This window comes from Roseovarius sp. MS2 (assembly GCF_051447875.1).
Classification (GTDB): domain Bacteria; phylum Pseudomonadota; class Alphaproteobacteria; order Rhodobacterales; family Rhodobacteraceae; genus Roseovarius; species Roseovarius mucosus_A.
The window spans coordinates 3,573,141-3,598,308 of the sequence record NZ_JBKHVF010000001.1 but is presented as its reverse complement, the minus strand read 5'-3'; the positions used below and the strand labels follow the sequence as shown (position 1 = coordinate 3,598,308).

Annotated in this window: 24 protein-coding genes; 17 read left to right on the top strand and 7 right to left on the bottom strand. The window is 62.1% G+C overall.

Going from position 1 to position 25,168, the window contains the following annotated elements:
- Position 1: 1 nt before the first annotated feature.
- Complete coding sequence (locus ACLGGT_RS17635; RefSeq protein WP_081506197.1) at positions 2-742, bottom strand: TVP38/TMEM64 family protein; 741 nt, start codon at positions 740-742, stop codon at positions 2-4.
- A gap of 294 nt (positions 743-1,036) precedes the next feature.
- Between ACLGGT_RS17635 and rpmH the strand changes: the two genes are divergently transcribed.
- From rpmH to ACLGGT_RS17605, 6 genes are all read left to right on the top strand, one after another.
- A complete protein-coding gene (gene rpmH, locus ACLGGT_RS17630) occupies positions 1,037-1,171 on the top strand; it encodes a 50S ribosomal protein L34 (protein WP_008281032.1) in 135 nt (44 codons plus the stop codon).
- A gap of 23 nt (positions 1,172-1,194) precedes the next feature.
- Positions 1,195-1,635 carry a ribonuclease P protein component gene (gene rnpA / locus ACLGGT_RS17625; protein ID WP_081506196.1) on the top strand — a complete coding sequence of 147 codons (441 nt, stop codon included), beginning with the start codon at positions 1,195-1,197 and terminating at the stop codon, positions 1,633-1,635.
- Positions 1,632-1,880 (top strand): membrane protein insertion efficiency factor YidD, encoded by a 249-nt coding sequence (gene yidD / locus ACLGGT_RS17620; protein ID WP_008281030.1) that lies wholly within the window; start codon positions 1,632-1,634, stop codon positions 1,878-1,880. The genes rnpA and yidD overlap by 4 nt, the downstream gene beginning before the upstream one ends.
- A gap of 78 nt (positions 1,881-1,958) precedes the next feature.
- A complete protein-coding gene (gene guaB / locus ACLGGT_RS17615; RefSeq protein WP_008281029.1) occupies positions 1,959-3,407 on the top strand; it encodes an IMP dehydrogenase in 1,449 nt (482 codons plus the stop codon).
- Between the two features lie 39 nt (positions 3,408-3,446).
- On the top strand, positions 3,447-4,598 hold the full coding sequence (locus ACLGGT_RS17610; RefSeq protein ID WP_437197043.1) for an RsmB/NOP family class I SAM-dependent RNA methyltransferase: 1,152 nt from the start codon (positions 3,447-3,449) through the stop codon (positions 4,596-4,598).
- A 173-nt stretch (positions 4,599-4,771) separates the two neighbouring features.
- On the top strand, positions 4,772-7,006 hold the full coding sequence (locus tag ACLGGT_RS17605) for an ATP-binding protein (RefSeq protein ID WP_437197429.1): 2,235 nt from the start codon (positions 4,772-4,774) through the stop codon (positions 7,004-7,006).
- A gap of 27 nt (positions 7,007-7,033) precedes the next feature.
- On the opposite strand, the gene ACLGGT_RS17600 is transcribed toward ACLGGT_RS17605, so the two are convergent.
- Positions 7,034-7,687, bottom strand: coding sequence for a gamma-glutamyl kinase (locus ACLGGT_RS17600; protein ID WP_081506192.1), 654 nt, complete (start codon positions 7,685-7,687; stop codon positions 7,034-7,036).
- Between the two features lie 191 nt (positions 7,688-7,878).
- Between ACLGGT_RS17600 and recA the strand changes: the two genes are divergently transcribed.
- The 5 genes from recA (at position 7,879) to ACLGGT_RS17575 (ending at position 12,970) form a co-directional block, all read left to right on the top strand.
- Positions 7,879-8,952 (top strand): recombinase RecA, encoded by a 1,074-nt coding sequence (gene recA, locus ACLGGT_RS17595; RefSeq protein WP_008281025.1) that lies wholly within the window; start codon positions 7,879-7,881, stop codon positions 8,950-8,952.
- A gap of 137 nt (positions 8,953-9,089) precedes the next feature.
- A complete protein-coding gene (alaS, locus tag ACLGGT_RS17590) occupies positions 9,090-11,765 on the top strand; it encodes an alanine--tRNA ligase (protein ID WP_437197041.1) in 2,676 nt (891 codons plus the stop codon).
- 9 nt (positions 11,766-11,774) lie between these two features.
- On the top strand, positions 11,775-12,059 hold the full coding sequence (locus ACLGGT_RS17585) for a DUF1330 domain-containing protein (protein ID WP_008281023.1): 285 nt from the start codon (positions 11,775-11,777) through the stop codon (positions 12,057-12,059).
- Between the two features lie 24 nt (positions 12,060-12,083).
- Positions 12,084-12,371: a DUF1330 domain-containing protein gene (locus ACLGGT_RS17580; protein WP_081506190.1), complete on the top strand. Its 288-nt coding sequence runs from the start codon at positions 12,084-12,086 to the stop codon at positions 12,369-12,371.
- 53 nt (positions 12,372-12,424) lie between these two features.
- The gene (locus tag ACLGGT_RS17575) at positions 12,425-12,970 is read left to right on the top strand and encodes a histidine phosphatase family protein (RefSeq protein WP_437197039.1); all 546 of its coding nucleotides are present in this window, start codon (positions 12,425-12,427) and stop codon (positions 12,968-12,970) included.
- Between the two features lie 36 nt (positions 12,971-13,006).
- On the opposite strand, the gene typA is transcribed toward ACLGGT_RS17575, so the two are convergent.
- Together typA and ACLGGT_RS17565 are read right to left on the bottom strand one after the other, a co-directional pair.
- Positions 13,007-14,827, bottom strand: coding sequence for a translational GTPase TypA (gene typA, locus ACLGGT_RS17570; RefSeq protein ID WP_008281019.1), 1,821 nt, complete (start codon positions 14,825-14,827; stop codon positions 13,007-13,009).
- Positions 14,828-15,144: 317 nt separating this feature from the next.
- Positions 15,145-15,660, bottom strand: coding sequence for a single-stranded DNA-binding protein (locus tag ACLGGT_RS17565; RefSeq protein WP_151979441.1), 516 nt, complete (start codon positions 15,658-15,660; stop codon positions 15,145-15,147).
- Positions 15,661-15,852: 192 nt separating this feature from the next.
- On the opposite strand from ACLGGT_RS17565, the gene ACLGGT_RS17560 reads away from it, so the two are divergent.
- On the top strand, positions 15,853-16,443 hold the full coding sequence (locus ACLGGT_RS17560; RefSeq protein ID WP_437197037.1) for a lytic transglycosylase domain-containing protein: 591 nt from the start codon (positions 15,853-15,855) through the stop codon (positions 16,441-16,443).
- A 12-nt stretch (positions 16,444-16,455) separates the two neighbouring features.
- Here ACLGGT_RS17560 and ACLGGT_RS17555 read toward each other — a convergent pair whose 3' ends face one another.
- The gene (locus ACLGGT_RS17555; RefSeq protein ID WP_037297647.1) at positions 16,456-18,117 is read right to left on the bottom strand and encodes an ABC transporter substrate-binding protein; all 1,662 of its coding nucleotides are present in this window, start codon (positions 18,115-18,117) and stop codon (positions 16,456-16,458) included.
- Positions 18,118-18,210: 93 nt separating this feature from the next.
- A complete protein-coding gene (locus tag ACLGGT_RS17550; RefSeq protein ID WP_437197035.1) occupies positions 18,211-19,017 on the bottom strand; it encodes a helix-turn-helix transcriptional regulator in 807 nt (268 codons plus the stop codon).
- Between the two features lie 206 nt (positions 19,018-19,223).
- Here ACLGGT_RS17550 and ACLGGT_RS17545 point away from each other — a divergent pair, with 206 nt between their 5' ends.
- Genes ACLGGT_RS17545 through ACLGGT_RS17530 form a run of 4 tightly spaced genes read left to right on the top strand, consistent with a single transcriptional unit; the run spans position 19,224 to position 22,729 of the window.
- Positions 19,224-20,387, top strand: a complete 1,164-nt coding sequence (locus ACLGGT_RS17545; protein WP_437197033.1) for an isovaleryl-CoA dehydrogenase — start codon at positions 19,224-19,226, stop codon at positions 20,385-20,387.
- Positions 20,384-20,860: a lysozyme inhibitor LprI family protein gene (locus ACLGGT_RS17540; RefSeq protein WP_437197032.1), complete on the top strand. Its 477-nt coding sequence runs from the start codon at positions 20,384-20,386 to the stop codon at positions 20,858-20,860. Before ACLGGT_RS17545 ends, ACLGGT_RS17540 begins: the two co-directional genes overlap by 4 nt.
- Before the next feature lie 4 nt (positions 20,861-20,864).
- Positions 20,865-21,155, top strand: a complete 291-nt coding sequence (locus tag ACLGGT_RS17535) for a hypothetical protein (RefSeq protein WP_008281012.1) — start codon at positions 20,865-20,867, stop codon at positions 21,153-21,155.
- Positions 21,152-22,729, top strand: a complete 1,578-nt coding sequence (locus tag ACLGGT_RS17530; RefSeq protein ID WP_437197030.1) for an AMP-binding protein — start codon at positions 21,152-21,154, stop codon at positions 22,727-22,729. The genes ACLGGT_RS17535 and ACLGGT_RS17530 overlap by 4 nt, the downstream gene beginning before the upstream one ends.
- Positions 22,730-22,800: 71 nt before the next feature.
- Here ACLGGT_RS17530 and ACLGGT_RS17525 read toward each other — a convergent pair whose 3' ends face one another.
- A complete protein-coding gene (locus tag ACLGGT_RS17525; protein ID WP_008281010.1) occupies positions 22,801-23,412 on the bottom strand; it encodes an OmpW/AlkL family protein in 612 nt (203 codons plus the stop codon).
- 137 nt (positions 23,413-23,549) lie between these two features.
- Here ACLGGT_RS17525 and ACLGGT_RS17520 point away from each other — a divergent pair, with 137 nt between their 5' ends.
- Positions 23,550-25,154: a carboxyl transferase domain-containing protein gene (locus tag ACLGGT_RS17520; protein ID WP_219434418.1), complete on the top strand. Its 1,605-nt coding sequence runs from the start codon at positions 23,550-23,552 to the stop codon at positions 25,152-25,154.
- Positions 25,155-25,168: the final 14 nt, after the last annotated feature.

Here is a 25,168-nt window from a genome sequence, read left to right as displayed (position 1 = left end):
TTCAGATTTCCTTTTTGCCACGCAGGGCCTTGAGGATCATCGGCATGGCGGCAAGCGCGCTGAGGCCCAGAATAGGCCCGATGATTTGGGGTTCCCAGAGCAGGGAAAGATCGGGGGTTCCACCCCGGTCAAACACCTCGCCCAAGCCCACGCCAATCCAAGTGAAGACGACGGCACCGGGAATGATGCCCAACACGGTGGTGAAGGCGAAGTTGAAAAAGCGCACGCCGACCAGAGCGGGCAAGAGATTGGCCACGAAAAACGGCACGGCTGGAACGAGGCGCATGAGAAAGAGCACGCTGATCTCGTTCTCGTGCAGCCCTTCCTTGAGCCGCTTGAGCGTGCCATCGGAGGTTTCGAGCTTGGCGGCGAGGGTTTGGCCCAGCCCGGCGCGGGCCGCAAGAAAGATGGCGAAGGCCCCGAGTGAGGCGGCGATCACGTTAAAGCCCGTGCCCAGCACGAGGCCGAAGAGAAAGCCGCCGGTGACCGAAGCCACCGCCGCGCCGGGAAGCGAAAAGGCCACGATCACGAAATAGATTGCGATGAAGGCGAGCGCCATCAGGGTGATATTCGCGTCGCGATAGGCCAAGAGCGCCTCGCGGTTGTCGCGCAGCGTATCGAAGGTGAGATAATCGCGGAGCGTGATGAACCCGACCACCGCTACGATCAGAATGATCGCCAGCGGCAGATGCCGTGCGACGGAGGGCTTTGCCCGTTTGCTGTTGCCTGTACTGTGATCCATGATCGCTATCGTCTCGCTTTGGGTTGGGCCTCTGACATCTAGTTGCATGCTGCGGGTGCCCTGCGCCAGTGGCCTCACGCGGGGGTGATCATGGGTGATGGGATGACGCGGTGTTGGGCCTGTGTTATGCAGAGTTTGTAACATTCATTGGCCCGGTTGGAGCATGTTTTTGTTGCAAATCTCTGGCCCGGGGTTTGACACGGGAAAAGGGGCGCTCTATAGGACGGGCTTCGGATAGATATGATCGTTGCGCGATTCCTCAGACGCGTGGCCCAATAAGTCGGAGACGGAGCGATGAAACGCACCTTTCAACCCTCGAACCTCGTTCGCAAGCATCGCCACGGGTTCCGTGCGCGTATGGCAACCAAAGCTGGCCGCAAGATTCTGAATGCGCGCCGTGCACGGGGCCGCAAGTCGCTCTGCGCATAAGCGCGCGCGATAGCGAGACGAAAATGACACCGCCGGAGGCCCCCCGCAGTGATGCAGGGATAACGCCACCGGCGGTTTCGTCATGTTCACCGCGAGCCACTGAGCCGCAAGGGCATGTGCCGGAAAAATGGACGGTGCTGCGCAAGCGCGCTGATTTTCTGGCGGCGGCGCGGGCGCGGCGGCAGGGCACCGGATCAATGCTCGTGCAGGGGCGTGACCGGCGCGATGGTGATACGGCAATCCGGGTTGGGTTTACCTGTTCCAAGAAGGTTGGCAATGCCGTGGCGCGCAACCGAGCCAAGCGGCGTCTGCGCGCCTTGGCGCGCGAGCTCTTGCCCGCTCAGGGCCTGCCGGGATGGGACTATGTGCTGATCGGCAAGGCGGAAGAGACCGGCGCGCGCCCCTATGAGGCGCTTAAGCGCGATCTGTCTTATGCGCTGCGCAAATTGTCGGGGGGGGCATGAGCCCGCTTGCGCATGTGCTGGCGCTGCCTATTCGGGCCTATCGGCTGATCCTGAGCCCTTGGGTGGGCTGGCATTGCCGCTATCATCCGACGTGCAGCCAGTATGCGCTGGACGCGCTGGAAAAGCATGGCGCGTTGCGCGGGGGGCTGTTGGCGGGCTGGCGTATCCTGCGGTGCAACCCCTGGGGACAATGTGGCCATGACCCGGTGCCCGAGCCGCGCAAGAGGCGGGACGCTGCGGAATAAAAGGACGAATCGCCCTTTTACCTCATGCCTATCCATGCAATAGGGAAGCGCCAAACGAGCTGTCCATGGAGATATGCGATGGAGATTCGCGAGGCCCTCACCTTTGATGATGTTCTGCTGGTGCCGGCGGCATCGAGTGTGCTGCCCAACACGGCGGATACACGGACGCGCGTGACGCAATCCATCACGCTGAACATTCCACTTTTAAGCTCGGCCATGGATACCGTGACCGAGGCGCGTATGGCGATTTCCATGGCGCAATCGGGTGGCATGGGGGTGATCCATCGCAACCTGACCATCGAGGAACAGGCGCGCGAAGTGCGCCGCGTGAAGCGGTTCGAAAGCGGGATCGTCTATAATCCCATCACGCTCAGCCCCGATCAGACGCTGGCCGATGCCAAGGCGTTGCAGGACCGCTATAACGTCACCGGCTTTCCGGTGGTGGATGAGACCGGGCGCGTGGTGGGGATTGTGACCAATCGCGACATGCGCTTTGCCGAGGATGACCGCACGCCGGTGCGGGTGATGATGACGAGCAATGATCTGGCGATCCTGCAAGAGCCTGCGGATCGCGACGAGGCCAAGAGCCTGATGAAGGCGCGGCGGATCGAGAAACTGCTGGTGACAGACAAGGCGGGCAAGTTGACCGGCCTTTTGACGCTGCGTGACACAGAGCAAGCGGTGCTTAATCCGACGGCCTGCAAGGATGATCTGGGTCGGTTGCGGGTGGCGGCGGCGTCAACCGTCGGCGATGCCGGGTTCGAGCGGTCGCAGGCGTTGATTGATGCGGGCGTCGATATGGTGGTGATCGACACCGCGCATGGCCATTCCGAAGGCGTGGCGCGCGCCGTCGAGCGGATCAAGGCGCTGTCCAATGCCGTTCAGGTGGTGGCGGGCAATGTCGCCACAGCCGAGGCCACGCGCGCCCTGATCGGGGCCGGGGCTGATGCCGTCAAGGTGGGGATTGGCCCTGGCAGCATCTGCACCACGCGGATGGTGGCGGGTGTGGGCGTGCCACAGCTGACCGCTGTGATGGACAGCGCGCGCGCCGCTGGCGACGTGCCGGTGATCGCCGATGGCGGGATCAAGTTTTCGGGTGATTTCGCCAAGGCGATTGCGGCGGGTGCGTCTTGTGCCATGGTGGGCAGCATGCTGGCGGGCACCGATGAAAGCCCCGGTGAGGTCATTCTCTATCAAGGGCGGTCGTTCAAGGCCTATCGCGGCATGGGGAGCCTTGGGGCCATGGCGCGCGGTTCGGCGGATCGCTATTTTCAAAAGGATGCCGCCAGTGACAAGCTGGTGCCCGAGGGTGTCGAGGGCCAGGTGCCCTACAAAGGCGCTGCGGGCAGCGTGATCCATCAGCTTGTTGGGGGGCTGCGGGCCGCGATGGGCTATACCGGCTGTGCCACGGTCGAAGAGATGCGCCATAACTGCCAATTCGTGCGGATCACCGGTGCGGGTCTCAAGGAAAGCCATGTGCATGATGTGCAGATCACCCGTGAAAGCCCGAACTATCGGATTGGCTAGGGTTTTCATTGTGTTCTGCGGTGTTCTTGAGGTGAAGCGGTGACGCCCGGCGCGCGCGTCGCCGCAGCCATCGAGGTGTTGGAGCGTATTCGCGCGGGCGAGCCTGCGGAAAAGGCGCTGACCAATTGGGCGCGGACGGCGCGCTATGCTGGCTCCAAAGATCGCGCAGCGTTGCGCGACCATGTGTTTTCGGTGCTGCGCTGTTGGCGGTCTTGTGCTGCGTGGGGCGGCGGTGAGGATGGCCGCGCCCTCATGCTGGGCAGTTTGCGCCTGCAAGGGATTGATCCAGATACAGTTTTCACAGGAGAGGGGCATGCGCCCGCGCCGCTTACGGAGGTTGAGCGCGTGTTGGCTGTGGCTGATGCGACGGCGGTGCGTGACTTGCCCGATTGGCTCTGGGAGCGGTTTGAGGCGTCTTTGGGGGCCAATGCAGAGGCTTCTGTTGAGGCTCTGCGCGTGCGGGCCCCGATCATGCTTCGGGTGAATGCACGGCGTGACACGCGCGCGGCGGCGCAGGCGCGGCTGGCCAGTGAGGGGATCGTGGCACAGCCGGTAGAAATTGCCAGACATGCGCTGCAAGTGATTGACGGCGAGAGGAAAATTACAACATCGCAGTGCTATGCCGAGGGCTGGGTCGAGCTTCAGGATGGTAGCAGTCAGGCGGCGATGGAAGCGCTTGACCTGCCGGACGGGGCGCGGGTTCTGGATTATTGCGCAGGTGGCGGTGGGAAGGTGCTGGCCTTGGCCGCGCGCGTGACTGGCGCGTTCTTTGCCCATGATGTGGCCCCGCAACGGATGCGCGACCTGCCGGTTCGGGCGGCGCGAGCCGGGGTTGATGTGGGCCTTCTTACGCAGCCCGAGGGGGAATTTGACCTTGTTTTGTGCGATGCGCCCTGTTCGGGCAGCGGCACCTGGCGGCGCACCCCCGAGGCGAAATGGGCGTTGACACCGGAGCGGTTGGAAGAGTTGACGCGGCTGCAGCTGCGTATTCTGTCAGAGGCCGCGCCGTTGGTCGCCCCGGCCGGACGATTGGTCTATGCGACATGCTCTGTCTTAAAAGAAGAAAATCAAGACGTTATAGCGCGTTTTGCACGTGAAAATCCCGAATGGACGGTGCGCGATATGCAGCACTGGCCGATTTCGGAAACGGGTGACGGGTTTTTTCTCTCTCAATTAGAGAGAGTGCGTTAACAGCCCATCAACCTTGACGGGTGGATTTGGCCACCGTTAAGTCTCGCTTAACTGTTCGTCCGTAAAACGGTGCAGGAATCGTGAAGCGAGGGCACGGCGTGGCGTTCATCCCGCAGGCAGGAGGACAATTTCAGCAAGCGGCGCTGCGGCTTGGGCCGCGTGCCGGTCTTTTGATGCTGGCGGCGGCGCTTTTTGCGGCTACGGCCTTCTTTGTGCCACCGGGTCAGGGGCAACGGCTTTTGGTGTTGGTCGCGGCGACGCTTGGCGGTGTCGCGCTCTGGGTTATGGTCGTCACGAGGGGGATCAACCGGCGGGCCAAGGGAGGGCGGCAGGCGGTGGCGCATCTGGCACAAGACATGCTGGAGGCGGATCCGGTGCCGCTGGTTTTGACCGGGGGCGCGGGCCATCTGATCCATGCCAATGCCGCCGCACGGCGCCTGTTGGCGGCGGATCGTGCAACGTCGCTTGTGGGTGCGCTGCGCGAAGTTCTGGCCAATCCCGAACCTATCCTGTTTCGGATGGAGGCGCGCGCGCTGGCCAAAGGGGCGGCGGTTGAGGATTTGGTGACGCGGGGCGGGCATCTGCGTATCGGTGTGCATCGGAGCGGTGACGAGCATTTCCTATGGCGGATCGAAAAATCTACTGAAAATGTGCCGCGCGAGGCCGAAGCGCAGGCCCTGCCGATGCTTACACTGGGCCGTCGCGACGCGGTTCTCTTTATGAATGCGGCGGCGCGGGATCTGGTGGGCGAGCGGGTACGGACGCTGGACCGGCTGTGCGTCACGCCGCCGCTGCGCCCCGGTGCGGTCAATGACATCGCGACCCCGGATGGCCCCATGCCCTGCCTTGTGGTGGTGCGCGAGGGGATGGCGGGGCGGCGTGAGATGTTTCTTTTGCCGGGGGTCGAGGGCGGCGCACGCGCGCCGGATGGCTGGGCGTTTTTCGATGCGCTGCCGGTCCCTCTGTTGAAGGTGTCGGCACGGGGGCTGATCCAGCTGTCAAACCGGCCTGCCCGCGAATTGCTGGGTGTTGAAAGTGTGACGGCCTTGAGTTTGGGGGATACGCTTGAGGGTCTGGGCCGGTCGATCACGGATTGGCTAGGGGATGCGGCAGCGGGGCGTGGCACGGTGCATGCCGAGTTTCTGCGCGTACGCCGCCAGGATCGCGAGGTTTTCGTGCAGGTCACGCTGAACCGTACAATGGAGGGGGACGAGCCGGTTTTGATCGCGGTGCTGAGCGATGCCACCGAGCTCAAGACATTGGAGGCGCAATTTGTCCAAAGCCAGAAAATGCAGGCCATCGGGCAGCTTGCAGGAGGGGTTGCGCATGATTTCAACAACCTTTTGACGGCGATTTCAGGGCATTGCGACCTCTTGCTCTTGCGCCACGATCAGGGTGATCCCGACTACGGTGATCTCATGCAGATCAACCAGAATGCCAATCGCGCGGCGGCGCTGGTCAGCCAATTGCTGGCCTATTCGCGAAAACAGACGTTGCGCCCCGAGGTGATTGACCTGCGCGACACGCTTGCAGATCTCACGCATTTGCTAAACCGGCTGGTGGGAGAGAAGATTTCGCTCTCGCTCAGCCACGATCCAACGCTGGCCGCAATTCGTGCCGATAAGCGGCAGCTGGAACAGGTGCTGATGAACCTTGTGGTGAACTCGCGCGACGCCATGCCAGCGGGTGGGGAAATTCGGATTGTTACCCATAACCTGACCTTGACCGAGGCACTGTGTCGGGATCGGGCCGTGGTCCAGCCGGGGCGGTATGTTTCGGTGCAGGTGATCGATGCAGGAGCGGGGATCGCACCGGACAAATTGCAAAAAGTGTTCGAGCCCTTCTTTACCACCAAGCGCACGGGTGAGGGCACGGGCCTTGGTCTCTCGACAGCCTATGGCATTGTAAAACAGACTGGCGGTTTCATCTTTGTGGATAGTACTCTGGGCGAGGGCACCTGTTTTCAGTTGCTGTTTCCGGCCTATTTGGGCGAGCCGCAGAGCGTGCGCGAGGTGCCCCGCCTGGCGGTATCGGAAACGCGCGGCTGTGGCGTTGTACTGCTGGTGGAAGACGAGGCCCCTGTGCGCGCCTTTGCCAGCCGGGCGCTGCAATTGCGCGGCTTTACCGTGCTCGAGGCTGAATCGGCAGAAGAGGCTCTGGAAATCCTCGAGGATCCGGATCTTCAGGTTGATGTGTTTGTGACCGATGTGGTCATGCCGGGGATCGACGGGCCCGGCTGGGTGCGGCGGGCGCTGGCGACACGCCCTGCGGCACGGGTGGTGTTCATGTCGGGCTATGCCGAAGAGACCTTTGGCGACCGGCAGGCATGCATTCCGCAATCGGTTTTCCTGCCCAAGCCGTTTTCGCTCAATGAATTGACAGAGACGGTGCAGCGCCAGTTGAGGTAAGGGCAAGGCTTGCGAGGGCGCGGGCGATCAGGTCTGCGCGTCTGGCTCGGGCTTTGCTCGGGCGGGTTGGGGCGTATAGGCACCGCCTGCGCCGATCCCGGACCAGAGCGTGAAATCCTCGGCATATTTGCGCCGCAACCGGGTCTCGATCCGGGGCGAGAGGCTGAGGGGCAGGGCGGGGGAGCGGTTGAGCGGGGCAGGGTCGACCGCCACGCCAAGCCGAGCCGCGAGAAAGCTGCGCAACCCCGGCTGATCCTCGTAACGGAAAAGATGGGTAACCTGGGCCCCGCTGCGTTGGGGCTCTAGAAACTTGGCCTGACTGCCGACCCGGGCGTAAGCTGGTGGCTCGCCGGTGCAATAGGCGCTCACGAAATCATCAAAGCTGAGCCCTTGGGTGCTGTTGGCGTGGCCTGCAAGTTCCGGGCGCTGGCGGTAGCGATACCAACTCCCAAGCCAGTCGCGCGGTTCACGCATCACGGCAACGATATCAAACGGGCCGTCAAAGAAGCGCTCGATCATCGGTCGAAAGAATCGGTTGTAGCGAAACACTGGCGCATGTTTGAGCTCGGGCGGGGCCGAGACGGCAATCGCGGCATGGGGGGCGAGGGCGGTCTCATAGGCGGTGCTGCCGGTCTTGGGGACCGACAAGAGCACCAGCCGCGCCTTGGAAAACACCAGCATTTGCGCCTCTCGCAGGGAAATTTCATCGGTTTCGGCTTGTGTAAACTACTTGTTAATCTTGCGCGCCGAAAGTGGGGGCATCAGAATTTTCTTGAAATGTTCACATTTTGTCCGCATAGAGATGAGAACAAGAGGTGAACGCAGGCAATGATTGCCGCCCGTGACAGGGTGTGGAATAAGGGACCGAACAAATGGCAACGGCAGATCTTCTCTCGATGGATAACAAGCGGAACGCGGACAAGCAAAAGGCGCTCGACAGCGCGCTGGCGCAGATCGAACGGCAGTTCGGTAAAGGCTCGATCATGAAGCTGGGCGGCGACAACGCCGTAAAGGATATCGAGGCCACGTCGACCGGCTCGCTCGGGCTCGACATCGCTCTGGGTATTGGCGGAATTCCCAAAGGCCGGATCGTTGAGATTTATGGCCCCGAAAGCTCTGGCAAGACCACGCTGACACTGCATTGCGTGGCCGAAGAACAAAAGAAGGGCGGGGTTTGCGCCTTTGTCGATGCCGAACACGCGCTCGACCCGGTCTATGCGCGGAAGCTGGGTGTTGATCTGGATGAATTGCTGATCTCGCAGCCCGATACTGGCGAACAGGCGCTCGAGATTGTCGATACGCTGGTGCGCTCGGGCGCAGTGAGCATGATCGTGGTCGATTCCGTCGCCGCCCTTACGCCCAAGTCGGAGCTTGAGGGGGAAATGGGTGATAGCAGCGTGGGCGTGCATGCCCGCCTGATGAGCCAAGCAATGCGCAAATTGACCGGCTCGATTAGCCGCACGAATTGCACGGTGATTTTCATCAATCAGATTCGCATGAAAATCGGTGTCATGTTTGGCAGCCCCGAGACCACGACCGGTGGGAATGCCCTGAAATTCTACAGTTCCGTGCGCCTCGATATTCGGCGCATCGGCTCGATCAAGGATCGGGACGAGGTGGTTGGCAACACAACCCGCGTCAAAGTGGTCAAGAACAAGGTGGCGCCCCCCTTCAAGCAGGTGGAGTTCGACATCATGTTTGGGGAAGGGATCAGCAAGACTGGCGAGTTGATCGACATTGGCGTCAAGGCGGGCGTGGTCGAGAAATCCGGCAGTTGGTATAGCTATGGCGACCAGCGAATTGGACAGGGGCGCGAAAACACCAAGGGGTTTCTGCGCGACAATCCGGCCATGGCGATTGAGATCGAGGACAAGATTCGTGCCTCGCATGGGCTTGATTTTCACATGACCGAAAGCTCTGATGACGGCGATGTAATGGAGGCTTGAGGGCCGCTGAGGCGGAACTTGACCGACAGTAAGAGGCCCGTGCGCTGCGCGGGCCTTTTTCTTGCGGTGGACATGCCCGGACGGCCCCGTTAAATCAGCGGAACGCAGGCCCACACACGCCCCGGAAAGAGATGCCCATGCCCACGCTGAATGAAATCCGTTCCACCTTTCTGAGCTTTTTCGAGCGCAACGATCACCGCGTTGTCGACAGTTCACCGCTTGTGCCGCGCAATGATCCGACGCTGATGTTTACCAATTCCGGCATGGTGCAGTTCAAGAACTGTTTTACCGGGGTGGAGCATCGCGATTATGTGCGCGCGACCACCAGCCAGAAATGCGTGCGCGCGGGCGGCAAGCATAACGATCTGGATAATGTGGGCTATACGGCGCGGCATCACACGTTTTTCGAGATGCTGGGCAATTTCAGTTTCGGCGATTATTTCAAGGAACAAGCGATCCCCTATGCTTGGGATCTTTTGACCAAGGATTTTGGGATCGACAAATCCAAGCTTTTGGTCACGGTCTATCACACTGATGATGAGGCAGCGAATATCTGGAAGAAATACGCAGGCCTCAGCGATGACCGGATCATCCGGATAAAGACGGATGATAATTTCTGGTCGATGGGATCGACGGGCCCCTGCGGTCCTTGCACCGAGATTTTCTATGATCATGGCGACAGCATCTGGGGCGGCCCTCCGGGCAGTGCCGAGGAGGATGGCGACCGGTTCATCGAGATCTGGAACCTTGTCTTTATGCAGAATGAGCGGTTCGAGGATGGCTCGATGCGCGCGCTTGACATGCAGTCGATTGACACAGGCATGGGCCTTGAGCGGATTGGCGCGCTATTGCAGGGCAAGCATGACAATTACGACACGGATTTGATGCGCAGCCTGATTGAGGCGAGCGCGCATGCGACGAGCCAGGATCCGGATGGTCCGGGGCGGGTGCATCACCGGGTGATCGCGGATCACTTGCGGTCGACGTCGTTTTTGATGGCCGATGGCGTGATGCCGTCCAACGAGGGGCGCGGCTATGTGCTGCGCCGGATCATGCGGCGGGCGATGCGGCATGCGCATATGCTGGGGGCGAAGGACCCGGTAATGCACCGTTTGGTGCCTGCCTTGGTGGCGCAGATGGGGCAGGCCTTTCCGGAACTGGGCCGCGCACAGGCGATGATCGAAGAGACACTGAAGCTGGAAGAAACGCGGTTCAAGCAGACGTTGGAGCGCGGCTTGCGGCTGCTGGATGACGAGTTGAGCGATCTGGCCGAGGGCGCGGCCCTGCCGGGGGCGACGGCGTTCAAGCTTTATGATACCTATGGTTTCCCGCTTGACCTGACGCAGGATGCGCTGCGTGAAAAAGGGCGTGACGTGGATACCGCCGGGTTTGACGCGGCAATGGCCGAGCAAAAGGCCAAGGCGCGCGCGGCTTGGGCGGGCACGGGCGAGGCGGCGGATCAAGCGGTCTGGTTCGATATTGCCGAGGAAAAAGGCACGACGGATTTTCTGGGGTATGACACGGAGCGGGCCGAGGGGCAGATCGTGGCCTTGGTGCGTGACGGGGGCCGGGTCAGCGCGGCAACCATGGGCGAGAGCGTTCAGATCGTGCTGAACCAGACGCCGTTTTATGCAGAATCGGGGGGGCAGGTGGGCGATAGCGGCCTGCTCAAGACCGAAACAGGCCAGGTGCGTGTGGCCGACACGAAGAAGGTGGCGGGCGTTTTCGTGCATATCGCCGTGGTCGAAACCGGCGAGATCAAGGCGGGGCAGGCGGCACAGTTGGAGGTGTCGCATACCCGCCGGAGTGCGATCCGGGCCAACCATTCGGCGACGCATCTCTTGCATGAGGCGCTGCGCGGCGCGCTTGGCGAGCATGTGGCACAGCGTGGCTCGCTGAATGCGGAGGACCGGCTGCGGTTCGATTTCAGCCATGCCAAGGCGCTGAGTGCTGCGGAGTTGGAGCGGGTCGAGCGCGAGGTTAACGACTATATCCGCCAGAACGCGCCGGTTGAGACGCGGATCATGGCCCCCGATGACGCGCGTGCGCTTGGCGCACAGGCGCTTTTTGGTGAAAAATACGGCGATGAGGTGCGCGTCGTGTCTATGGGGCAGGCCGAGGGATCGGGCAAGGGCGCTGATGGTCGGACCTATTCGATCGAGTTGTGTGGCGGCACGCATGTGCGGCGCACGGGGGATATCGGTGTTTTCGTGGCGCTTGCGGAGTCGGCGTCGAGTGCTGGCGTGCGCCGGATCGAGGCGCTGACCGGTGCGGCGGCGTTCGATTATCTGAGCGGGCAGGCGGCGCGTTTGGGACAGGTGGCCTCGGACCTGAAGGCGCGGCCCGAGGATGTGGCGGAGCGCGTCAAAGGGCTGATGGAGGAGCGCCGCGCATTGGCCAATGAGGTGGCGCAGCTGCGCCGCGAATTGGCGATGTCAGGCGGGGCCGGGCAGGGAGGCGGCGCGGAGGCGCGCGAGGTGGGCGGTGTCAAGCTCATCGCGCAGGTGCTAACGGGCGTGCAGGGCAAGGATCTGCCGCCGCTCATCGACGAGCATAAGGCGCGGCTTGGCTCTGGTGCGGTCTTGCTTATTGCCGATACCGGCGGCAAGGTGGCTGTAGCGGCGGGTGTGACCGAGGATCTGACCGACAGGATTTCGGCGGTGGAGATGGTGCGCGCGGCGGTGGCCGAACTGGGCGGCAAGGGCGGCGGTGGCCGTGCGGATATGGCGCAGGGCGGCGGTACGAGCATGGACGGGGCGGAGGCCGCGATTGCGGCGGCCACCGGGGTTATCGAGGGGGTCATGACCTCCTAGGGAGGATGGATGAGCGCCTATATCATTGCCCGGATCACGGTTACGAATCCGCTGGATTATCAATCCTATGCCAGTCAAACCGTGGCGACAGCCGAAAAGTTCGGCGGGCGGTTTCTGGTCAAGGGGGGCGCGCAGCAGGTGCTGGAGGGCAATTGCCCCGACCGGCATGTGATCATCGAATTTCCCGACCGGGCAAGGGCACTGGAGTGGTATGGCTCTGACGCCTATCGCCGCATTTTGCCACTGGCGCTGAACAGCAGTGAGCGTGATATCGTGCTTGTGGACGGTATCTAACTGAAACTAAAGGAGATTTCTACAATGCCTGCCCTCTGGATTGCCCATGTGACCGTGACCGACACCGAGGCCTATGGCCGGTATGCCGCCCTTGCCGGGCCTGCGATTGCCAAGCATGGCGGCGTGTTTATCGCGCGCGGCGGGCGGTTCGTGCAGTTGGAGGGCAAGGAGCGGCCGCGCAATGTGGTGGCGCGGTTCCCGAGCGTTGAGGATGCCGAGGCGTGTTACCACAGTCCGGAGTATCAAGCGGCGCTTGATCATGCGCGCGGGGCCTCTGAGCGGGAGTTGGTGATCGTCGAGATCACTGAATAGGCTGGACCGGCTGCCGCGTGGCCCTAGCTTTTGCGTCAAAGCAGGAGTGGGCGATGCGGTTTTTACTGACATTTTGGATGATCGTGGCGGGCAGTTTGGCCGGGGCTGCGGATCTGTCTGCACTCAAGGCACCGGGGGTGGTGGCGTTGATGCGGCATGCTTTGGCACCGGGAACGGGTGATCCGGCAGCGTTTCGGCTAAGAGACTGCGCAACACAACGCAATCTGGATGCGCGGGGGCGGGCGCAGGCGCAAGAGACCGGAGCAGCCTTGCGGGCGGCGGGGGTGACATTTGATCACGTCTGGTCCAGCCGCTGGTGCCGCGCGCTGGACACAGCGGCGTTGATGGAGATGGGGACGGTGGTGGAACAACCGCCGCTCGATTCCTTTTACGCAGGGCAGGGTGACCCCGAGGGGCAGACCAAGGCGACGTTGCAGATGATCGAAACATTGCCCGAGGCGGCGCGGGTGCTGATCGTGACCCATCAGGTCAATATCACGGCGCTGACCGGCCTTGGTGTCGGATCGGGCGAGATCATCGTGACGCGGCGGGGGGCCAAGGGGCTGATCCCCGTCGGGCGTTATATGATCGCGCCTTGAAACAAAGTCCCCGGCGCGGGGCCGGGGACAATCGTTTTAGTCTTTCTTGGACATGCGCTTGCGCTCATGCGGATCGAGATAGCGTTTGCGCAAGCGGATCGATTGCGGTGTCACCTCGACCAATTCGTCATCGTCGATATAGGCGATGGCCTCTTCCAGGCTCATGGTGATGGGCGTGGTCAGGCGCACGGCCTCGTCAGTGCCCGAGGCGCGCACGTTGGTCAGCTTTTTGCCCTTGAGGGGGTTCACCTCGAGATCGTTGTCGCGGCTGTGCTCGCCGATGATCATGCCGGTATAGACCTTGGCCTGTGCGCCAAGGAACATGCGGCCACGCTCTTCGAGGTTCCAGAGGGCGTAGGCAACCGCCTCGCCATTCTCCATCGAAATGAGAACGCCCGCGCGGCGACCGGGGATCGGGCCGCGATGGGGGGCCCAAGAGTTGAACACACGGTTGAGCACGCCTGTACCGCGCGTGTCGGTCAGGAATTCGCCATGATAGCCGATGAGGCCGCGCGACGGCACATGGGCGATGATGCGCGTTTTTCCGGCACCCGAGGGCTTCATTTCGACCAGATCGCCACGACGCGGGCCGGTGATTTTCTCGATCACGGCGCCGGTGTATTCGTCGTCCACGTCAATCGTGACTTCTTCGATCGGTTCCAGACGTTCGCCCTTGTCACCTTCGCGCATCAGAACCTGCGGGCGCGAAATGCTGAGTTCAAAGCCTTCGCGGCGCATATTCTCGATCAGAACGCCCATCTGCAATTCGCCGCGTCCGGCCACCTCAAAGGCGTCACCGCCGGGGGTATCGGTTACCTTGATGGCGACGTTTGATTCGGCCTCTTTCATCAGGCGTTCGCGGATCACCCGGCTTTGGACTTTTTTGCCTTCGCGCCCAGCGAGGGGGCTGTCGTTGATGCCGAAGGTCACTGTGATGGTGGGCGGATCAATCGGCTGTGCTTCGATCGGCTCTTCGACGGCGAGGGCGCAGATCGTATCGGCCACAGTTGCCTTGGACATGCCCGCGAGGCTGACGATATCGCCGGCTGTCGCCTCGTCGATGTCTTGGCTGGAAAGGCCGCGGAACGCTTGAATGCGGGTCACGCGGAACTGTTCGATTTTCTGGCCGATGCGGCTCAGGGCTTGCACGGTCTGGCCCACCTTGAGGCGGCCTGATTCGACGCGGCCTGTCAGCAGACGACCAACGAAGGGGTCGGCACCAAGCGTGGTGGCCAACATGCGAAAATCTTCGTCGATATGGGCGAGTTGTTTCGGCGCGGGCACGTGGTTGACGATCAGGTCAAAGAGCGCCGAGAGATCCTTGCGCGGGCCTTCAAGATCGTGATCGGCCCAACCGGCGCGGCCCGAGGCATACATATGCGGGAAATCGAGCTGATCGTCATTGGCATCGAGCGAGGCGAAAAGATCGAAACATTCGTTGAGCGCGCGGTCAGGCTCTGCATCGGGTTTGTCGACCTTGTTGAGCACGACAATGGGGCGCAACCCGAGGCGCAGTGCCTTGGAGGTTACGAATTTCGTTTGCGGCATAGGGCCTTCGGCGGCATCGACAAGCAACACGACACCATCGACCATGGACAGGATCCGCTCTACCTCGCCACCGAAATCGGCGTGGCCGGGGGTGTCGACGATGTTGATGCGGGTCTTTTTATAAAGAACGCTGGTGGGTTTGGCGAAGATGGTGATGCCGCGCTCGCGTTCCAGATCATTGCTGTCCATGGCGCGTTCATCGACGGCCTGATTGGCGCGAAAGGCACCAGATTGTTTCAGCAATTGGTCGACGAGCGTGGTCTTGCCGTGGTCGACGTGGGCGATGATGGCGATATTGCGCAGATCCATGGGGTGTAGCTGTCCTGACATTGTTCGCCTGCGCCCTATACGCCGCGACGCGGAAAGACCAGAGGCAAAGCATCCCTCGGGCCGGATCATGCCGCGTGGTTGTGTCGCTTTGGGAACAGGGGGGTGACGCGGGGCAAGGCCAGCATACTCGGCCCAAGGCGTTGTGCCAAGGCACCGTTGCCCAGTTTGAGGCGGGCAAGGCAGGGGGATTGCGCGGTGTCGGCGGGGCCGGGGCGGGTGCCGGGGATCACAGATGTGCCGGTTCCTGCGCCCGATCAGAGCGCAGTAACTGGTGAGGGCGCGTTAAAGGCAGCGCATCAGAACGGGATTTCGTCATCCATATCGCGCGCGGGGCGCGACCCACCGCCGCTTGATGCGGGGGCCGGGGAAGAGCCGTAGTCGCCGCCATAATCGCCGCCGTAGCCCTGATCCTGACCGCCGCCATAGCTGCCGCCGCCGCCACCACTGGCCCCGCCTTCGCCACGCCCATCAAGCATGACGAGGGTTGCATCAAAGCCTTGCAGCACGATTTCGGTGCTGTATTTGTCCTGACCGGACTGATCCTGCCATTTGCGGGTTTGCAGCTTGCCCTCCAAATAGACCTTGGAGCCTTTGCGCAGATATTGCTCGGCCACGCGCACCAACCCTTCGGAGAAGATGGCGACGGTGTGCCATTCGGTGCGCTCGCGGCGTTCGCCGCTGTTGCGATCCTTCCACGTTTCGGAGGTGGCGATGCGCAGGTTGCACACCTTGCCGCCGTTCTGAAAGGTCCGGACCTCGGGGTCGCGGCCCAGATTGCCGATGAGAATTACCTTGTTAACAGAGCCGGACATCGCGCCCTCCTTGAATCATGCCATGGTTCGCGTCTGACGGTTACACCACCGCATCGGCGTGAAGGAAAGGTTAAAATTGTCGGTAAATACGACGAAAGCTGCTGATCCGGGGCCAAGGGGCAAAAGAAGTCTCGAATTTTCGAAATTATTGCATATAGTGCGGCCAAAGTGGTGGATGAGGGCAGGACAGTAATGCGGTGGATCGCAAGCGCGCTTGTGGCCTTTGGGCTGATTGTTCCGGGTGTCTCAGAGGCGGATGTTCTGTCGAGCAAGAGCCGGGTCAGCCTGTTCAAATCTCAGACCAAGGTTCTCGATAACCGCGCGCGCCAGCAATACAACAATTCTGTGCGGCTTCAGCCAGAGCGGGTCAAGACGCCGACGATGTGGGATGATCTGTCCCCGACGTTCCGGGGGGCCTATCGCGGGCCATATCTTGATTTGGCCAAGGAGGCGGCGCGACGGTATCAGGTGCCTGAGGATTTGTTTTTGCGGTTGGTGCAGCAGGAATCCGGCTGGCGGGCGGATGCACGCTCGCACAAGGGGGCGATTGGGCTTGCGCAGCTGATGCCCGATACGGCGCGGATTCTGGGTGTCAATCCACATGATCCGCGTGAAAACCTAGAAGGTGGCGCACGCTATCTGGCGGAGCAGTACCGCACGTTTGGGTCGTGGCGCCTTGCGCTTGCGGCCTATAACGCGGGGCCGGGGGCGGTTTCGAAATACGGCGGGGTGCCACCGTTTAAAGAGACGCGCAATTACGTCAAGGTGATCTTGGGCAGCTGATCCTGTGCGCAGTCACGCGGCAAAACCGATCCGGTAGAGGTGAATCTCGTTGGCGGGATGCTTTTCGGCATTCACGACTTGGCCGTTGTGATGGTTGAAAAGCGCGCGCCAATAGGGCTGAATGATCACGCCCTCGTCGCGCAGGATGGTCTGTAGCTGTTCCATCACCGTGCGGCGGCGGTCGGCATCGCTCAGGCGGTTGGCCTCATCGAGCAGGGCATCGAATTTCTCATCCGCAAAGCCGCTTTCGTTCCAGGCGGCGTTAGAGCGATAGGCAAGGCTGAGCACCTGCACATCAAGCGGACGGTGGTTCCACTGTGTTGCGGAAAACGGAAATTCGCGCCAATTGGACCAAAATTCCGGGCCGGGCAGGATGCGGCGGCGCACGGTAAGGCCAGCGTCACGCAATTGCGCCGCGACCGCGTCGCCGGTGTTGCGCTGCCATTCGTCATCGACGGTGACTAGCTCGTGCTCAAAGCCCAAAAGCCCTGCCGCCTCGATGGTCGCGCGGGCCTGCGCGGGATCATAAGGGGCTGGGCCGATATCGGCATAGGCGGGATGAATCGGGCTGACATGGTGATTGGCCGCAACCGTGCCGCGCCCGCCATAGCCCAGTTCAAGACAGATTTCGTTATCGACAGCGAGCGCCATGGCGCGGCGAATGTCGCGGTTGAGATAGGGGTTGGTGCCAACCATGCGCGCAGATTGTGAGGCGCGGATCACGGTTGTGGCGGCGGTTTCGGTGCGGGTGCTGGCCCAGCCAATCCCGTCCATCGCATCAATGAAATCGCCGACTGTTTCATAGAGAAGGTCAATCTCTCCGCGTTCCGCAGCGCCAAGCCAAGCCGAAGGGTTAAGGCCAAGGTCCACGAACTCTACCCGGTCAAGATAGGGCCCGCCAAACACCTCGGTGCCCCACCAGCGATGCTCGGGATGGCGTTCGAGAATGCACCGCTCGCCGGGAATAAGGCTGACGGGGCGGAACGGGCCGGTGCCGATGCCATTGAGGAACGGATCACCGCCGTCATAGCTTTCGTGCACAAGGGCGGCGGGATAATCGGCCATATTGGCGATGACCGAGATATCAGGTTGCGAGAGGCTGAGCACAAGGGTCAGATCATCAAGCACGGTGATGGCATCCTTGCGCGCCTGACCGGTATCGGGGTCGATCAGCCCTGCAAAGCGGCCCGCCATTGAATTGCGCTCGGCCGTGGTGTCGCACCAGCGGGCGATGTTTCGGGCAACATCCCGCGCTGTAAAGGGATCGCCGTTGTTCCATGTCACATTGGCGCGCAGGTGCAGCAAATAGCGGGTGGCGTCCTCATTGACCTGCCAATTGTCGAGCAGCATGCCGGTAAAGGTGCCGTCGCTTTGGTATTCGACAAGATATTCCAGAAACCCGCGCGTTTGGTTGCCCAGTTCGCTCCAGTCATAGCTGCGCGGATCGCTCAGGGGTTTTACATTTTGCTGGATACGCAGGGTGCCGCCCTGAGCGATGGCGGGCTTTGCGTGCAAAGGTTGGCTGAGACCACCCAGCGCATAGGCTGCACCGGCGCTGAGACCCAAGGCCGTAGCGCGCGTCAGGAATTCGCGCCGTTGCATCCTGCCTGCGCGCAGGGCCTGCGCATCGCAAAGGGTGGCGGAGTGCGGAACGGGGGGGATTTGGCGCGGCATCAGGGGCTTTCGGTCTATGCGAGGCAGTCTGTTCTGCTTCATTAGATAATGCGCGTGCTCAAAGCGCAACCCGCTGCACGATATCGTGCACGCTCAGTGTGCTGCAGCCATCGGTTTGCGTGTGGTCGCGGCCTGACGCAGCGCCGATGGGGTAACGCCCGTGTGTTGCAGGATGAAGCGCGAGAAATAGGCGGCGCTGCCAAAGCCCAAGCTGGCAGCAATCTGGCCAATAGGTAGCTCGCCCGCTTCGAGCATGTCGCGGGCGGCGTGCAGGCTGCGTTCTGTCAGTAGGTCAGCGGCGGTCAGGCCTGAAGCCTGTTTGCACACGCGCGTGAGATGGGTTGGCGTGACGCCCAGCGCGCGCGCATAGACCGCCATGGCACGCCCGCTGGTGAAATCGCGGGCCACAAGGGCCGCATAGGCCTGCATCAAACGGGTGCTGGAATTGGGCCGCTCTTGCGGTCCTTGGGCAATCATGGCGCGACGCAGCCAGACGGTCAGCATCCGCGCCTGTGCGTTAAGCGCCTCGTCCATGAATTCGCGGCGGGCGGATTGCTCGCGCTGCATCGCCTCGAGAATGGCGGTGAGTTCATTTTGGCTGGTAACATCGCGGATGCGCAGATGTTGCGCGTGATCCGGCATCAAGATGGGGCCGCCCGCAGGCAGGATGCAGACCAGACCAAAGCCGGTCTTGCCCAGATCGAGGGAAAACATCGACCCTGCGGGAATGGCCAGCGCATTGTGCACGCCGATACCGCGCCGCACCCCATCGACAACGGCGATTCCCTGCCCACGGGTGATCCAGATGAGCGCGTGATCGGGGCATGTGTGCTGAAGCGTGAGGTGCCAATCGGTGCCCCGCGCCCATTGCGCCACGGTCTTGATCTCGGCATGTGGCATTCTGCGTGACCTCAAAAGTCGGGTTTTGGCAAGTATTGCACGTCAAATATGGCAAGTCAGGGGACAAAGTCTGAAAAATCTAAATAATGGGCCTGTGTCGGCGGTGCTATGCCCAAAGCCTGAGCAGGCTTGTGATTGACGGGTGACAGCATCTGTGTATAAAATGAACAAGTGTTCAATAAATCCGTTTCGAGGGAGGAAGCGCGATGTTCAATGCGGTCATGCAGTTTGATCTGGGCGAGGATGTGAACGCCCTGCGTGAGATGGTGCATCGCTGGGCGCAGGAGCGGGTCAAGCCGATGGCGGCTGAGGTGGACCGCAGCAACGCCTTTCCCAATGCGCTCTGGCAGGAGATGGGGGAGCTGGGCCTTCTTGGGATCACCGTGCCCGAGGAATACGGCGGGGCCGGGATGAGCTATCTTGCGCATGTGATCGCGGTTGAGGAAATCGCGCGGGCCTCTGCCTCAGTTTCGCTGAGCTATGGCGCGCATTCCAACCTCTGTGTGAACCAGATCAAGCTGAACGGCACAGAAGCGCAGAAGCGGAAATATCTGCCCGGTCTGGTGAGTGGTGCGCATGTGGGCGCGCTGGCCATGTCGGAGGCGGGTGCGGGCAGCGACGTAGTGAGCATGAAGCTGCGCGCCGAAAAGCGCAATGATCGCTATGTTCTGAATGGCACGAAATACTGGATCACCAACGGGCCGGATGCCGATACTTTGGTGGTCTATGCCAAAACCGATCCGGAGGCGGGCAGTAAGGGGATTACCGCCTTTCTGATTGAGAAGACGATGACCGGGTTCAGCACATCGCCGCATTTCGACAAGCTGGGGATGCGGGGCAGCAATACGGCCGAGTTGATCTTTGACGATGTGGAGGTGCCGTTCGAGAATGTGCTGGGCGAAGAGGGGCGCGGCGTGCGCGTGCTCATGTCGGGCCTTGATTATGAGCGGGTCGTCTTGGCGGGGATCGGAACGGGCATCATGGCGGCCTGTCTGGACGAGATCATGCCCTATCTGGCGGAGCGCAAGCAATTTGGCCAGCCGATCGGGAATTTTCAGCTCATGCAGGGCAAGATCGCGGATATGTACACGGCGATGAATTCGGCGCGCGCCTATGTCTATGAGGTGGCCAAGGCCTGTGACCGGGGCGATGTGACCCGGCAGGATGCGGCGGCCTGTTGTCTTTATGCCAGTGAGCAGGCGATGGTGCAGGCGCATCAGGCGGTTCAGGCGATGGGCGGGGCGGGGTTTTTGGCCGATGCGCCAGTGGCGCGCCTGTTCCGGGATGCCAAGCTGATGGAGATCGGGGCGGGCACGTCGGAAATCCGACGCATGTTGGTGGGCCGCGAGTTGATGGGAGCGATGGCATGAGAGCGATCATCTTCGCCGCATTGATGCTGCCCGTTCCTGCCATGGCGCAGGACCTTATCTTTGATATCGCGCCGGTGGCGGCCTGTTTGCAATCGGGTGGTGGCGAGGAGTGCGTAGGCATCGCCGCAGAGGCTTGTATCAACGCCACTCCCGGCGGCTATTCCACTGTGGGCATGGGCGCCTGCACGGAGTACGAGCGGGCCGCTTGGGATGGCTGGCTGAATGAGGTGTATCAGGCGCTGTCCACGAAATTTAAGGCGCGGGATGCCGAAGCCCCGCCCTATGCTCCAAAGCAGGCCGACGCCTTGCGCGAGATGCAGCGGGCGTGGATCGGGTTCCGCGATGCGAAATGCAGCTATGTCGCGTCGCAATGGGGGGGCGGCACGGGGGCGGGACCGGCCTCGGTCAGTTGTCATCTGCATGAGACCGCGCGCCAGATGCTCTATCTGCAATCGAGCCAATTGGGGGAATGATCCCATGCCGCGCCGTCTGTTCTTTGTGCCGGTGCTGGCGCTGATTGCGGCGGTGGCTGGCATCGGGCTTTTGCTCGGGGGGCGGGCGGTGTTGACGACCGAGACCGCGGTGATCGAGCGGGTCGCCGCCCGATATCTGGAAGAGGCGGGGCAAGGGGCGTTGCGCAGCGATTGCGCGGCGCGCCCGGCAACGAGCGCCGATCTGTGGTTGGTGGTGGTGTGCGGGCGCTATGAATATTTCGTCGATGCCTATGGGCGGGTGGCGCATGTGAATGTGGCGGAGGTGACATCATGAGCGGGATGCGCCCTTTGCTGCGGTCTGCGCCCTACGCGCAGCTTTGTGATGGGTTTCGGTGGAGCATCCCGGCGCGTCTGAACATGGCGGCGCAGGTCTGTGACAGTTGGGCCGAGGCAGAGCCGAAGCGCGTGGCGATCATTGATCTGTCGGGCGAGGGGCCGCGTGATGTGACTTATGGCGCGCTGCGCATCATGGCGGATGGGCTGGCGCATATTTTGGTGGCGCGCGGAGTGCAGCGCGGCGACCGGGTGGGCGTGCTGCGCAGCCAAGGTGGCTGGTGTGCGGCTGCGCATATTGCGATCTGGAAGATTGGCGCGATTTCGATCCCGCTCTTCAAGCTCTTCAAGGAGGATGCGCTGGTCAGCCGGGTGGGCGATGCGGGGGCCAAGGTGGTTGTGACCGATGTCGAAGGTGCCGTGATGCTGCGCGCCTTGCCGGGGGTGACACCGCTTATACCAGAGCAGGAGGCACGGCCTGAGGGACGATTCGCAACCGTGGACACAGGGGCCGGAGAGCCCGCCGTGCTGATCTATACCAGCGGCACCACGGGCAGCCCCAAGGGTGCGCTGCATGCGCACCGCGTGCTGACCGGGCATTTGCCCGGTGTCGAGATGAGCCATGATTTTCTGGGTCAACCCGGCGATTGCCTTTGGACGCCTGCGGATTGGGCGTGGATCGGCGGGCTGTTTGATGTGCTGATGCCGGGCTTGGCGATTGGTGTGCCGGTGGTGGCCGCGCGCATGGCTAAGTTCTCGCCTGAAGACTGCGCGAGCATCATATCGCAAGGCTCTGTTAAAAATGTGTTTTTTCCGCCCACTGCGCTGCGGATGCTCAGGGCTGCCGAGGCGCGCATCGCGGGCCTGCGCAGTGTTGCCAGCGGCGGCGAGCCGCTCGGGGCAGAAATGCTGGAGTGGGGGCGCCGCGCCTTTGGCGTGACCATCAACGAATTTTACGGCCAGACCGAATGCAATATGGTGGGCACCTCTTGTGCGGCGCTCTATCCGCCAGTGCCGGGCAGTCTGGGCCGCGCGGTGCCGGGGCATGTTGTGGCGGTGATTGATGCCAACGGCTGCGTCACAGAGGGCGAGGGCGAGATTGCGGTGCGGCGTGGTTCCGCCTCGATGATGCTGGAGTATTGGCAAAGACCGCGTGAGACGGCAGAGAAGTTTCGCGGCGACTGGCTGCTCACGGGCGACCGGGGCGTGATCGAGGGCGGGCATATCCGCTTTGTGGGCCGCGAGGACGATGTGATCACGAGTGCGGGCTATCGGATCGGACCGGCGGAGATCGAAGATTGCCTGCTGACCCATCCGGCTGTGGCGACCGTGGGCGTGGTTGGCAAGCCCTGTGCCCTGCGCACCGAAATTGTCAAAGCCTATGTGGTCTTGAAACCGGGTCACGCACCGTCCGAGGCGCTGACGCGGGCGCTACAGGATCACGTCAAAGGGCGGTTGGCGGGCTATTCCTATCCGCGCGAGATTGCCTTTCTCGACGCGCTGCCCATGACCGTGACCGGCAAGGTCATCCGCAAGGACCTGAAGGCGCGGGCCGTGGCGGAGGGGCAGACGTGATGCGCGTTGACCATGAAAAAAGGGCTGGCGTATGTTCCAGCCCTCAGTGTCCGATCCAATTTGGGAGGGGATCAGAATTTCATCACATAGGCGACGTTGAAGACCCACGGGTCGATCTTGACCTTGCCGATCTGCGCGCCGCCAACTTTGACGTCGGTTTCGATGTCGATGTAGCGCACATCAAGACGCACAGCGGATTTCTCGCTGATGGCGTAATCGGCACCTGCGTGCAGCGCGAGACCCCAAGAGTCGTCGAGGTCAAGCGAGACACCGGCCAGCGGACCTTTGCCTTTTTCATCGAAGAAGTAGGTGTAGTTGACGCCGACGCCGACGAAGGGGGTGAAGGCGCTGGAATTGGTGAAGTGGTATTGCAGCGAGAGGGTCGGCGGCAGGTGCTTGACCTCGCCAACCTGACCGGCACCGGCGAGGTCGACGTCATGCTCGAAGGGCAGCGAGGCCAAAAGCTCGATGCCGACATTCTTGGCAATGAAGTATTCCACCGTGATCGTCGGGCTGAGCGCGCCATCGGCGCTCACGCGGCCCACGGCAGTTGTCGTGGCGCTATCGGGTTCGATCCAGCCAAGACCGAGGCCGAGCAGGAAGTCGCCCTTTTCCTGGGCGAAGGCCGGAACTGCCGCAGAGGCAAGCAGAGCCGAAAGGGTGAGGGCGGTAAAATGTTTCATGGTCTGTCCACTCTTGTTCTTACAAGGGGCGGTATGCGCGCATTCGACTCGGAAAACTTTGATATGGGTCAAGTAGGCCCTTGGCCGCGAGGGCGCGGTATATTTGCAACAATCGTGCCAAGGCAGGGAGAGGCTCTATGCGTTTGACATCATCGGTTCTGACGGGGTCTGAGGCGTTCAAGGCCAATCGGGCCGGGCATCTGGAGGCGTTGCGCGTGGTGCGCGAGGCTGCCGAGTGGGCGGCGGCGGGGGGCGGTGCGCAGGCCCGCGAGCGGCATGTGTCACGCGGCAAGATGCTGCCCCGCGACCGGGTGGCGGGATTGCTTGATCCCGGCAGCCCGTTTCTAGAGGTGGGGGCCACAGCGGCGCATGGGCTTTATGAGGGCGCGGCACCCTGTGCGGGCGTGATTGCCGGCGTCGGGCGCGTCATGGGGCGCGAGGTGATGGTGGTGTGCAATGACGCCACTGTGAAGGGCGGCACCTATTATCCCATGACGGTCAAGAAGCACCTGCGCGCGCAGGAGATCGCCGAGGAATGCCATCTACCTTGCGTCTATCTGGTGGATAGTGGCGGTGCCAACCTGCCCAATCAGGATGAGGTATTCCCGGACCGCGACCATTTCGGGCGGATTTTCTACAATCAGGCGCGGATGAGTGCCAAGGGGATCGCGCAAATCGCGGTGGTGATGGGCAGTTGCACCGCCGGTGGTGCCTATGTGCCCGCAATGAGCGATGTCACGATCATCGTGCGCGATCAGGGCACGATCTTTTTGGCTGGACCGCCGTTGGTCAAGGCGGCAACCGGCGAGGTTGTCACCGCCGAGGATCTGGGCGGCGGTGATGTGCATACGCGCCTTTCGGGGGTGGCGGATTATCTGGCCGAGGATGATGGGCATGCGTTGGCATTGGCGCGGCAGGCGGTTGGATCGTTGGGCAAAGCGAATGCGCCGACCCTGCGTTGGGAGGCATCCGAAGAACCGGCCTATGACCCCGAGGATTTGCTGGGCGTCGTGCCTGCTGATCTGCGCACGCCCTATGACATCCGCGAGGTGATCGCGCGCGTCGTCGATGGCTCGCGTCTCGATGAGTTCAAGGCGCGGTTCGGCGAGACGCTGGTCACGGGCTTTGCCCATATCAAGGGCTGTCCAGTGGGGATCATAGCCAATAATGGCGTCTTGTTCTCAGAGGCTGCCCAAAAGGGTGCGCATTTCGTAGAATTGTGCAGCCAGCGGCGTATACCCCTGATCTTTTTGCAAAATATCACTGGTTTCATGGTGGGTCGCAAATATGAGAACGAGGGCATCGCGCGTCACGGGGCCAAGATGGTGACGGCTGTAGCGACGACCTCTGTGCCCAAGATCACCATGGTGGTGGGCGGCAGTTTTGGCGCGGGCAATTACGGCATGGCGGGGCGCGCCTATCAGCCACGCTTCATGTGGTCCTGGCCGAATTCCCGCATTTCGGTGATGGGCGGCGAGCAGGCGGCGGGGGTGCTGGCCACGGTCAAGCGGGACGCCATCGAGCGCAAGGGGGGCACGTGGTCGGCCGAGGACGAGGCCGAGTTCAAGCGCCCCACGGTCGAGATGTTCGAGCGGCAGGCGCATCCGCTTTATGCATCGGCACGGCTTTGGGATGATGGGATCGTGGACCCGCGCAAAAGCCGCGATGTGCTGGCGCTGTCCTTGCGCGCGGCGCTCAACGCCCCGGTGGAAGAAACGCGCTTTGGCGTGTTTCGGATGTGAGGGGGCGTATGCGA

What these genes read in the sequence shown, in the direction of transcription:
- ACLGGT_RS17635 (WP_081506197.1), bottom strand. Translation starts at nt 742, where the DNA reads ATGGATCACAGTACAGGCAACAGCAAACGGGCAAAGCCCTCCGTCGCA.
- rpmH (WP_008281032.1), top strand. Translation starts at nt 1,037, where the DNA reads ATGAAACGCACCTTTCAACCCTCGAACCTCGTTCGCAAGCATCGCCAC.
- rnpA (WP_081506196.1), top strand. Translation starts at nt 1,195, where the DNA reads ATGACACCGCCGGAGGCCCCCCGCAGTGATGCAGGGATAACGCCACCG.
- yidD (WP_008281030.1), top strand. Translation starts at nt 1,632, where the DNA reads ATGAGCCCGCTTGCGCATGTGCTGGCGCTGCCTATTCGGGCCTATCGG.
- guaB (WP_008281029.1), top strand. Translation starts at nt 1,959, where the DNA reads ATGGAGATTCGCGAGGCCCTCACCTTTGATGATGTTCTGCTGGTGCCG.
- ACLGGT_RS17605 (WP_437197429.1), top strand. Translation starts at nt 4,772, where the DNA reads ATGCTGGCGGCGGCGCTTTTTGCGGCTACGGCCTTCTTTGTGCCACCG.
- ACLGGT_RS17600 (WP_081506192.1), bottom strand. Translation starts at nt 7,687, where the DNA reads ATGCTGGTGTTTTCCAAGGCGCGGCTGGTGCTCTTGTCGGTCCCCAAG.
- recA (WP_008281025.1), top strand. Translation starts at nt 7,879, where the DNA reads ATGGCAACGGCAGATCTTCTCTCGATGGATAACAAGCGGAACGCGGAC.
- alaS (WP_437197041.1), top strand. Translation starts at nt 9,090, where the DNA reads ATGCCCACGCTGAATGAAATCCGTTCCACCTTTCTGAGCTTTTTCGAG.
- ACLGGT_RS17585 (WP_008281023.1), top strand. Translation starts at nt 11,775, where the DNA reads ATGAGCGCCTATATCATTGCCCGGATCACGGTTACGAATCCGCTGGAT.
- ACLGGT_RS17580 (WP_081506190.1), top strand. Translation starts at nt 12,084, where the DNA reads ATGCCTGCCCTCTGGATTGCCCATGTGACCGTGACCGACACCGAGGCC.
- ACLGGT_RS17575 (WP_437197039.1), top strand. Translation starts at nt 12,425, where the DNA reads ATGCGGTTTTTACTGACATTTTGGATGATCGTGGCGGGCAGTTTGGCC.
- typA (WP_008281019.1), bottom strand. Translation starts at nt 14,827, where the DNA reads ATGGATCTGCGCAATATCGCCATCATCGCCCACGTCGACCACGGCAAG.
- ACLGGT_RS17565 (WP_151979441.1), bottom strand. Translation starts at nt 15,660, where the DNA reads ATGTCCGGCTCTGTTAACAAGGTAATTCTCATCGGCAATCTGGGCCGC.
- ACLGGT_RS17560 (WP_437197037.1), top strand. Translation starts at nt 15,853, where the DNA reads ATGCGGTGGATCGCAAGCGCGCTTGTGGCCTTTGGGCTGATTGTTCCG.
- ACLGGT_RS17555 (WP_037297647.1), bottom strand. Translation starts at nt 18,117, where the DNA reads ATGCCGCGCCAAATCCCCCCCGTTCCGCACTCCGCCACCCTTTGCGAT.
- ACLGGT_RS17550 (WP_437197035.1), bottom strand. Translation starts at nt 19,017, where the DNA reads ATGCCACATGCCGAGATCAAGACCGTGGCGCAATGGGCGCGGGGCACC.
- ACLGGT_RS17545 (WP_437197033.1), top strand. Translation starts at nt 19,224, where the DNA reads ATGTTCAATGCGGTCATGCAGTTTGATCTGGGCGAGGATGTGAACGCC.
- ACLGGT_RS17540 (WP_437197032.1), top strand. Translation starts at nt 20,384, where the DNA reads ATGAGAGCGATCATCTTCGCCGCATTGATGCTGCCCGTTCCTGCCATG.
- ACLGGT_RS17535 (WP_008281012.1), top strand. Translation starts at nt 20,865, where the DNA reads ATGCCGCGCCGTCTGTTCTTTGTGCCGGTGCTGGCGCTGATTGCGGCG.
- ACLGGT_RS17530 (WP_437197030.1), top strand. Translation starts at nt 21,152, where the DNA reads ATGAGCGGGATGCGCCCTTTGCTGCGGTCTGCGCCCTACGCGCAGCTT.
- ACLGGT_RS17525 (WP_008281010.1), bottom strand. Translation starts at nt 23,412, where the DNA reads ATGAAACATTTTACCGCCCTCACCCTTTCGGCTCTGCTTGCCTCTGCG.
- ACLGGT_RS17520 (WP_219434418.1), top strand. Translation starts at nt 23,550, where the DNA reads ATGCGTTTGACATCATCGGTTCTGACGGGGTCTGAGGCGTTCAAGGCC.